The following is a 6997-nucleotide window of genomic DNA, read 5'->3' on the forward strand; positions in this document are numbered from 1 at the left end:
GAGTACGCTTCCCGGCCATGAGCAGGATCTTCTCCGTGGCGTTCGCCGACGTGCACCCCCTCTACGTGGCGAAGGCGGAGCGCAAGGGCCGGACGAGGGAGGAGGTCGACGAGGCGGTCCGCTGGCTCACCGGCTTCTCGGACGAGGAGCTGGCCCGGCACCTCGAGAGCAGGACGACCTTCGAGGAGTTCTTCGCGGCGGCGCGCCTGCCTCCGCAGGCCTCGGCGATCACGGGGATGATCTGCGGCGTGCGGGTCGAGACGATCGAGGATCCGCTGATGCAGCGCATCCGGTACCTCGACAAGCTGATCGACGAGATCGCGAAGGGACGACCGATGGCGAAGGTGCTGCGGGCTCCCGCGGCCGGCTGAGCCGCCGGCCCCGGGCGCTCCTCCACAGGCGCCGGTCCGCTCCGGTTCTCCCCGGTCCGGGCCGGCGGGATCTCGCGCCGCCGGCGACGCGAGCAGGGTGTCGGACATGACATCCACACAGCGAACCCCTGCTCCTCCGTCCCGCCGCCGCGATCCCGAAGTCCTGCGGGCGAGCGCGATCCAGGACCTCCTGGCGGCAGTCCCCTCCATCATCGGCATCCGTCCGGAGGAGTCCGTCGTGGTGGTGCCGTTCCTCGGCACGCGCGCCGGGGGCGGCTTCCGGATCCCGCTCCCGGAGACGCTGCGCGGGATGGAGGCGGAGGCGCTGGCGGGCGGCTGCGCGGCCATGATGGAGACGATGCCGCGGGCCACCGGTGTGCTGGTGGTGGTCTGCACCCGTGCGGGCTACGCCGAGGAGCGGGGGATCCCGCATCTCGACCTCGGCCGCGCGGTGCTCCGGCGCCTGGAGCGCACGCGCCTGGACATCATCGCCGTGGCCTGCATCGCCGCCGACGGATGGGGGCGCTACACGGACGCCGAGGAGTGCCGCAGGCCACGTCCGCTCCTCGAGATCGAGCGGAGCGAGACCGGCGTCCTCGCCCGAGCGGTGGCCGACGAGCCTCTGGACATCGACGCGCTCTCCGTGCTGCCGCCGGTCGTCGAGGAGGATCGCGCGCTCGTCGCGGAGGTGCTCCGCCGGCCGCCCCTGGTCGGCGACACGGAACGGCTCGTCGAGCGCTGGCTCAGCGGACCGCGGGACGTCCGCCGCGAAGGACTGATCGTGCGGACCCTGCAGTCGCCGCCCCTCCGAGACCGGGTGACCGTGCAGATCGCGCGGAGCCCGCAGGCGGGAATGGGAGTGCCGCCCGGCGCGGTGCGCGACGCCCGCGCCGGAACGGACGACGACCATGACCTCGAGCTGTCGGCCCTGCTGCTCGGCAGCGGGAGTGCTCCGGAGCGCGGCCGTCTGGCGCGGGCGACCGGGCTCCTCGCCCGCGCCGCCGCGCTGGCGCCGGAGGAGGCGCGCTCCTCTGTGCTCACCGTTCTCGCGTGGTGCTGGTGGGCGAGGGGAGTCTCGAGCCTCGCGGGGCTCCACCTCGACGAGGCGCTGCGGCTCGACCCCGACGACTCGATGGCCCGGCTCTACGCCTCGCTGTTCGCGGCCCGCCCCCTGCCGGACTGGGTGCTCGCGGCCGCTGCCGAGGCCCTCGATGCCGCGAGCGCCTGAGGTCGGGCGCCGGCCGGTGCGCTCGCCCCGGAGACGGATGCTCTTGCGCGGGGGAGGGGACGGCCCTAATGTGCAACCACATGGTTGTACGTATGGACGCCGATATCGACCTGCTCTTCCGGGCGCTGGCCGACAGCACCCGCCGCGACATCGTCGCCCGGGTGCTGGTCGGCGAGCAGTCCGTCTCCGCACTCGCGGCGCGCTACGAGATGTCGTTCGCGGCGGTGCAGAAGCACGTGGCCGTCCTCGAGCGGGCGGCACTCGTCCGCAAGCGGAGGAGCGGGCGGGAGCAGCTGGTGCAGGGCGAGGTCGCCGCAGTGCGGCGGGCGTCGCGCCTGCTCGACGCCTACGAGCAGCTGTGGGCGGGGAGGATCGACCGCATGTCGGACCTCCTCGACGAGGAGTGACACCCGCGAGCCGACCGGCGCGCGGGATCTGCTGGAGGGAGAGGTGCGATGAGCGTGCTGCAGTCCGTGAAGGACATCGAGGAACTGACCCTGACCGTGACCGCCGAGTTCGACGCGGGGATCGAGCGCGTCTGGCTCCTCTGGACGGATCCGCGCCGCCTCGAGCGCTGGTGGGGGCCGCCGACCTGGCCGGCGACCTTCGAGCGGCACGAGCCGGTCGAGGGCGGACGGAGCGCCTACGTCATGACGGGACCGGACGGCGAGCAGGCGCGCGGCTGGTGGCGCGTGACCCGGGTGGAGGAGCCGACGCGGTTCGAGTTCGAGGACGGCTTCGCCGACGAGCGGGGCGACCCGGTCGACGCGCTGGGGATCACCCGGGCCACGGTCACCCTCGACGAGATCGGGCCGGGGCGCACGCGGATGGTCCTCAGCAGCCGTTTCGAGTCGGTCGAGCAGCTCGAGCAGATGGTCCAGATGGGCATAGAGGAGGGACTCCGCCAGGCGATGGGTCAGATCGACGCGATCCTGCTCGAGGACTGAGTCGGCGCCCATGGAGGCTCAGCGCTCGCCGCGCCGAGCCTCCGTGTGGAGGAGCCGCCCGCGCTACTGCTCGGGGTCGGTGAGGGCGGCGGCGTAGGCGCGGACGGAGCGCTGGTACCGGGGGAGCCCCGGAGCCAGCGCCTCCAGCGCGATCCGCAGGGCCTCGTCGACGCGCCCGGCGCTGTGCAGGGCGAGCGCGAGGAACACCTCCCGCGCGGAGCCCACCGCGGGGTGCGCGGCGGCGCCGGCGAGGAGGTCGATCGCCTCATCGGTGCGGCCGAGGTTCCGGAGTGTCGAGGCGTACTGGATCGTCAACCGCGCCCGCCGCTCGTCATCCAGGCCGGCTGCGAGGGCGCGCTCGTACTCGACCGCCGCCTCCGCCTCGTGTCCCGCGCTGTCGAGGGCGCCGCCCAGCTCGAAAGCGGCGATTCCGTCGTGTCCCGGGTAGCGGGCTGCGAGGACGCGCATCCGCTCGACGACGCCGTCCGGGTCGTCCTGAGCGTCGAGGCGCTCGACCGCCGCGAGCCAGAGGGCGAGCGCGTCGGTCTCGGGGCGGTCGGGGTCGGAGGCGCGTGTCTCGGTCACGCCTCCGACGCTACCGCGCCCGCACAGTGCGGCGGAGCGGGGCTACGAGGCGGTCGAGTCGGCGCCGTCGTCGTCCGGCCCGCCGTCGTCCGACCCGCCGTCGTCGGAGCCGGAGGTGCCCGCTCCGACCGGCGCGGCGCGTCGCCCGGCCTCGATCAGGGCGGTCGACGCAGCCGCTCCGCCGATCAGGGCGAACAGCGCCCAGCCGGCTCCCCACTTGCGCTTGCCGATCAGGGCGTCGAACGAGAGCGCGCCGGGGCCGTCCGCGACGATCGCGGCCGTCGCCGCGACGAGGACGGCGTTGTACTCCCACCCGCCGCCCGCGTTCCACAGGCCGTTGCTCCAGTGCACCTTGCGCACGGCGGTGACCATCGTGGCGACGAGTCCGGCAGCGGCGAGCGGAGTCGCGGCGCCGAGGGCGAGAGCGGCGCCTCCGGCCGTCTCGGTCACCGCAGCGGCGACGGCGTTGCGCCGGGCCGGGTGCATCTCCAGGCTCGTCATCATCTGCTCGGTGCCGTCGAGGCCGGGGCCGTCGAACGAGCCCCGCAGCTTCTGCAGACCGTGTCCGACGAAGAGCCCGCCGACGGCGAGACGGAGAACGAGTGAGCCGACCTTCATGGTGACCTCCGGGGTGGGTGGGGACGTGTAGTGCGAGGGTCCCGGCTGCGCCGCGCCCGGTCAAGGGGTCGCGCCCGGTCAGAGGGCCGCGCGGGAGGTGTGCGCGCTCGGGGAGGGCTCAGAGCAGCGTGTAGGCGGAGGCGTCCATCATCACGGTGCCGTCTGTGCACACCTGGAGCTCGGCGGGGGCGCGGACCGCGCCGTCCGGGGCGTCGAGGACCTCGGCGACGAGGTACGCGGAGGTCCCGACCGTGCAGCCGTAGGCGCCGGGGGAGTGCCAGGCGACCCGGACATCCGCCCGGGCGCCCGGGACGAGGATCACGGGAGCGTCGGGGTTCGGGCCGGACGCGTCGGCGACCGCGCTGATCCGGTTCCCGTCGGCGTCGGTCGCGTAGACGCCGGGGATGCCCGCGAGAGCGCAGTCGGAGGAGGAGGTGCTGGTGAGCACGAGGTCGAAGGCGCTGTTCCCGGCACCCGACGCGTCCGGGTCGGGGCGGTACTCCATCGTCAGGTCGGAGCCTGTGCAGCGCGCCGCCGCCGGATCCGCGGCGGGAGAACCGGTCGACGAGGGCTCGGGGGTCGCCGTGACCGTCACGGTCACGGTGGGAGTCGGCGTCGGAGCGGGAGTCGGCGAAGACGTCGGGGTCGCGGTCGCCGTCGGCGTCGGGAGCGGCGTCCGCGCGGACGGGGCTCCGCCGCTGCCCGCGCAGCCGGAGAGGACGAGGACGAGTGCTGCTGCTGCCAGCGCGGAGGCGCCGGTCCGGTCCGAGAACGTGCTCATGTCCGCAGTCTGCCACCGCCCGGACCGATCGGCCCCGCGGATCCGCGAGCATTCTCGGAGGTCCCGGTCAGGGAGGCGGAGGACGGATGCGGCGGGTGTCCGGAGGTGCCCCTCCTCGCGCCCGCCGCACCGGGGTCGGCGCTAGACGCGGACGACCATCTTCCCGGTGTTGCCGCCGCGCATCATCGAGAGGAACGCGTCCACGGCGTGGTCGATGCCGTCGACGACGGTCTCGTCGTAGGCGATCTCTCCGTCGGCGAACCATCCGGCCATCAGCCGGTTGAACTCCGGCGCGTGGTCGAGGTAGCCGGACAGCGTGAATCCGCGCAGCGTGAGACCGCGGGTGATGATGTTCGCCATGTTGTCGGGGCCGGGCGTCTTCTCGGTGCTGTTGTAGCCGGCGATCGCTCCGCAGAGCGCCGCGCGGCCGCCGTCGCGGAAGGCGTCGAGGGCCGCTTCGAGGTGGTCGCCGCCGACGTTGTCGAAGTACACGTCGATCCCGTCGGGCGCGGCCTCGGCCAGCTGCTCGCGGACCGGGCCGGAGTGGTAGTCGAAGGCGGCGTCGTAGCCGTACTTCTCGGTCAGCAGGGCGACCTTCTCGGCCGAGCCCGCGGATCCGACGACCCGCTCGGCTCCGAGGAGGCGCGCGATCTGACCGGCGGCCGAGCCGACGGCTCCCGCGGCGCCCGAGACGAAGACGGTGTCGCCCTCCTTCATGCCCGCGATGGCGGTGAGCCCGACGTACGCGGTGAGTCCGGTCATCCCGAGGATGCCGAGGCGGAGCGAGAGCGGCACTCCGGGGATCTCGGGGACGACGCGGAACTGCGACGACTCGGCCTGCACGACGTCGCGCCAGCCGAGCTGGTGCAGGACCGCGCTGCCGACGGGGAACGCGGGGTCGTCGGAGACGGTCACCCTGCCGACGGCACCGCCGGTCATGGTCTCGCCGAGGGCGAAGGGCGGGGTGTAGCTCTTCACGTCGTTCATGCGGCCGCGCATGTAGGGGTCGACCGAGAGGAAGGCGTTCTCGACGCGGATCTCGCCCGCGGCCGGGTCGCCGTACTCGACGGTCGCGGTCCGGAAGTCCTCGGCGACGGGCCAGCCGTCGGGGCGGCGGACGAGCTGGATCTGGGTGCTGGTGACGGTGCTCATAGGACCTTTCGTGGTGGTGGAGCGGAGGGGATCAGAGTGAGAGGCCGACGGCGAGCGCGATCACCGCGAGCAGACCCGGGGTCATCTGGGTCAGCGCGGCGCGGCGCTTGGTCGGAGCCGAGAGGAGCAGGACGAGTGCTGCGGCGACCATCGATCCGGCGCCGGCGAACACGAGTGCCGCGCCGACGGCGGTGGCGCCGATCGCGACGGCGACGATGCCCGCCACGGTGACGACGGCGAGGAAGAGGTTGTAGAAGCCCTGGTTGTAGGCCATCTCCTTCGTCGCCTCCGCCTCGCCGGCGGTCGTGCCGAACGTCGATCGGGCGCGCGAGGTCGTCCAGAGGACCGACTCGAGCACGAAGATGTAGACGTGCAGCGCCGCGGCGAGAGCGGCGAGCACCAGTCCGAGAACGATCACGGCGGGCCTCCAGGCGATGGTCGTGATGCGGAGGGCTCCGCACCGATTGTGTAACGACCAGTCCACAATATACTGGAGCGAGCGGTCCGCGCCAGTGCGGCGCCGCAGCTGTCACCCCTCAGGAGGAGCACCGTGGGTCGCACGCAGGGCTTCGACACCGAGCAGGTCGTCCGCGCCGCCCGCGCCGTCTTCTGGGAGAGCGGCTTCGAGGAGGCGTCGCTCCCGGACCTGGAGTCCGCGACCGGACTGCGCCGCTCCAGCCTCTACCACGCCTTCGGCAGCAAGCGCGGGCTCTTCGACGCTGCCGTGCAGAGCTACCTCGACGAGGTGGTGCGGCCCCGGCTCGCCCCGCTCGTCGATCCGCGAGGGGCGTCGCCGACGGCGCTCGAGGAGTACTTCACCGGGCTGCGGGCGGCGCTCGCCGACTCCCGCACGCTCTCCGCGAGGAGCGGCTGCCTGCTGCTCAACGCCGCGGGCGCGCCGATCGCGCGCGACGACGCCGTGCGCGAGGTGATCGCCGACTACCGGGCCGAGCTGCTGGGCGCACTGCGCGCCGGAGCGCTGGCCCGCTGGCCCGACGCGCAGGCGTGGGCGTCGGCTCAGGCGGACGTCCTCGTGTCGCTCCTGGTGGCCGCGCTCGTGCTGGCCCGCGTCGATCCGGCGCAGTCGCTCGCCACCGTGGACGCCGCGCTCGCGCTCGTCCGGTCCTCCGCGCCCTGACGGCCGGCGCGACGAACGCCGGAGCACCGCTCTCGCGCCAGCCCGCCCTCGCACCCGGCGCGCCGGGTCGGCCCGCACGGCACGACGCCCCCGTGCGCCTCGCGTCCCGGTGGGACGGATGCGCGCGGGGGCGTCGGGCGGGCGGGGTCAGTCGGTACCGGCGTCGAACGCCGCACC

General features: G+C 73.8%; 10 protein-coding genes. 5 read left to right on the plus strand and 5 right to left on the minus strand.

The genetic code is table 11. The features are described 5' to 3' along the window. Window positions 1-17 precede the first annotated feature (17 nt). From C5C27_RS06900 to C5C27_RS06915, 4 genes are all read left to right on the plus strand, one after another. A complete protein-coding gene (locus tag C5C27_RS06900) occupies window positions 18-371 on the plus strand; it encodes a DUF2200 domain-containing protein (protein ID WP_104257296.1) in 354 nt (117 codons plus the stop codon). Window positions 372-477: 106 nt separating this feature from the next. Then, window positions 478-1599, plus strand: a complete 1122-nt coding sequence (locus tag C5C27_RS06905) for a DUF4192 family protein (RefSeq protein WP_104313985.1) — start codon at window positions 478-480, stop codon at window positions 1597-1599. Between the two features lie 92 nt (window positions 1600-1691). Beyond that, window positions 1692-2006, plus strand: a complete 315-nt coding sequence (locus C5C27_RS06910; RefSeq protein WP_374953892.1) for an ArsR/SmtB family transcription factor — start codon at window positions 1692-1694, stop codon at window positions 2004-2006. Between the two features lie 48 nt (window positions 2007-2054). Next, window positions 2055-2546 carry an SRPBCC domain-containing protein gene (locus C5C27_RS06915; RefSeq protein ID WP_104313986.1) on the plus strand — a complete coding sequence of 164 codons (492 nt, stop codon included), beginning with the start codon at window positions 2055-2057 and terminating at the stop codon, window positions 2544-2546. Between the two features lie 63 nt (window positions 2547-2609). On the opposite strand, the gene C5C27_RS06920 is transcribed toward C5C27_RS06915, so the two are convergent. The 5 genes from C5C27_RS06920 to C5C27_RS06945 all read right to left on the minus strand — a co-directional run bounded on the left by C5C27_RS06920 (window position 2610) and on the right by C5C27_RS06945 (window position 6100). Next, window positions 2610-3131: a tetratricopeptide repeat protein gene (locus tag C5C27_RS06920; protein ID WP_258059938.1), complete on the minus strand. Its 522-nt coding sequence runs from the start codon at window positions 3129-3131 to the stop codon at window positions 2610-2612. 42 nt (window positions 3132-3173) lie between these two features. Then, a complete protein-coding gene (locus C5C27_RS06925; RefSeq protein ID WP_104313987.1) occupies window positions 3174-3749 on the minus strand; it encodes a DoxX family protein in 576 nt (191 codons plus the stop codon). Window positions 3750-3867: 118 nt separating this feature from the next. Further along, entirely contained in the window at window positions 3868-4530 is a 663-nt protein-coding gene (locus tag C5C27_RS17970) for a DUF4232 domain-containing protein (RefSeq protein ID WP_181133468.1), read from the minus strand. A gap of 141 nt (window positions 4531-4671) precedes the next feature. Continuing rightward, a complete protein-coding gene (locus tag C5C27_RS06940) occupies window positions 4672-5682 on the minus strand; it encodes an NADP-dependent oxidoreductase (RefSeq protein ID WP_104222542.1) in 1011 nt (336 codons plus the stop codon). A gap of 31 nt (window positions 5683-5713) precedes the next feature. Then, window positions 5714-6100, minus strand: a complete 387-nt coding sequence (locus C5C27_RS06945) for a DUF1304 domain-containing protein (protein ID WP_104222543.1) — start codon at window positions 6098-6100, stop codon at window positions 5714-5716. 132 nt (window positions 6101-6232) lie between these two features. Here C5C27_RS06945 and C5C27_RS06950 point away from each other — a divergent pair, with 132 nt between their 5' ends. Beyond that, on the plus strand, window positions 6233-6820 hold the full coding sequence (locus C5C27_RS06950) for a TetR/AcrR family transcriptional regulator (RefSeq protein WP_104255471.1): 588 nt from the start codon (window positions 6233-6235) through the stop codon (window positions 6818-6820). The last annotated feature ends 177 nt before the right edge of the window (window positions 6821-6997 follow it).

This window comes from Rathayibacter sp. AY2B7 (assembly GCF_002931635.1).
Lineage (GTDB): Bacteria > Actinomycetota > Actinomycetes > Actinomycetales > Microbacteriaceae > Rathayibacter.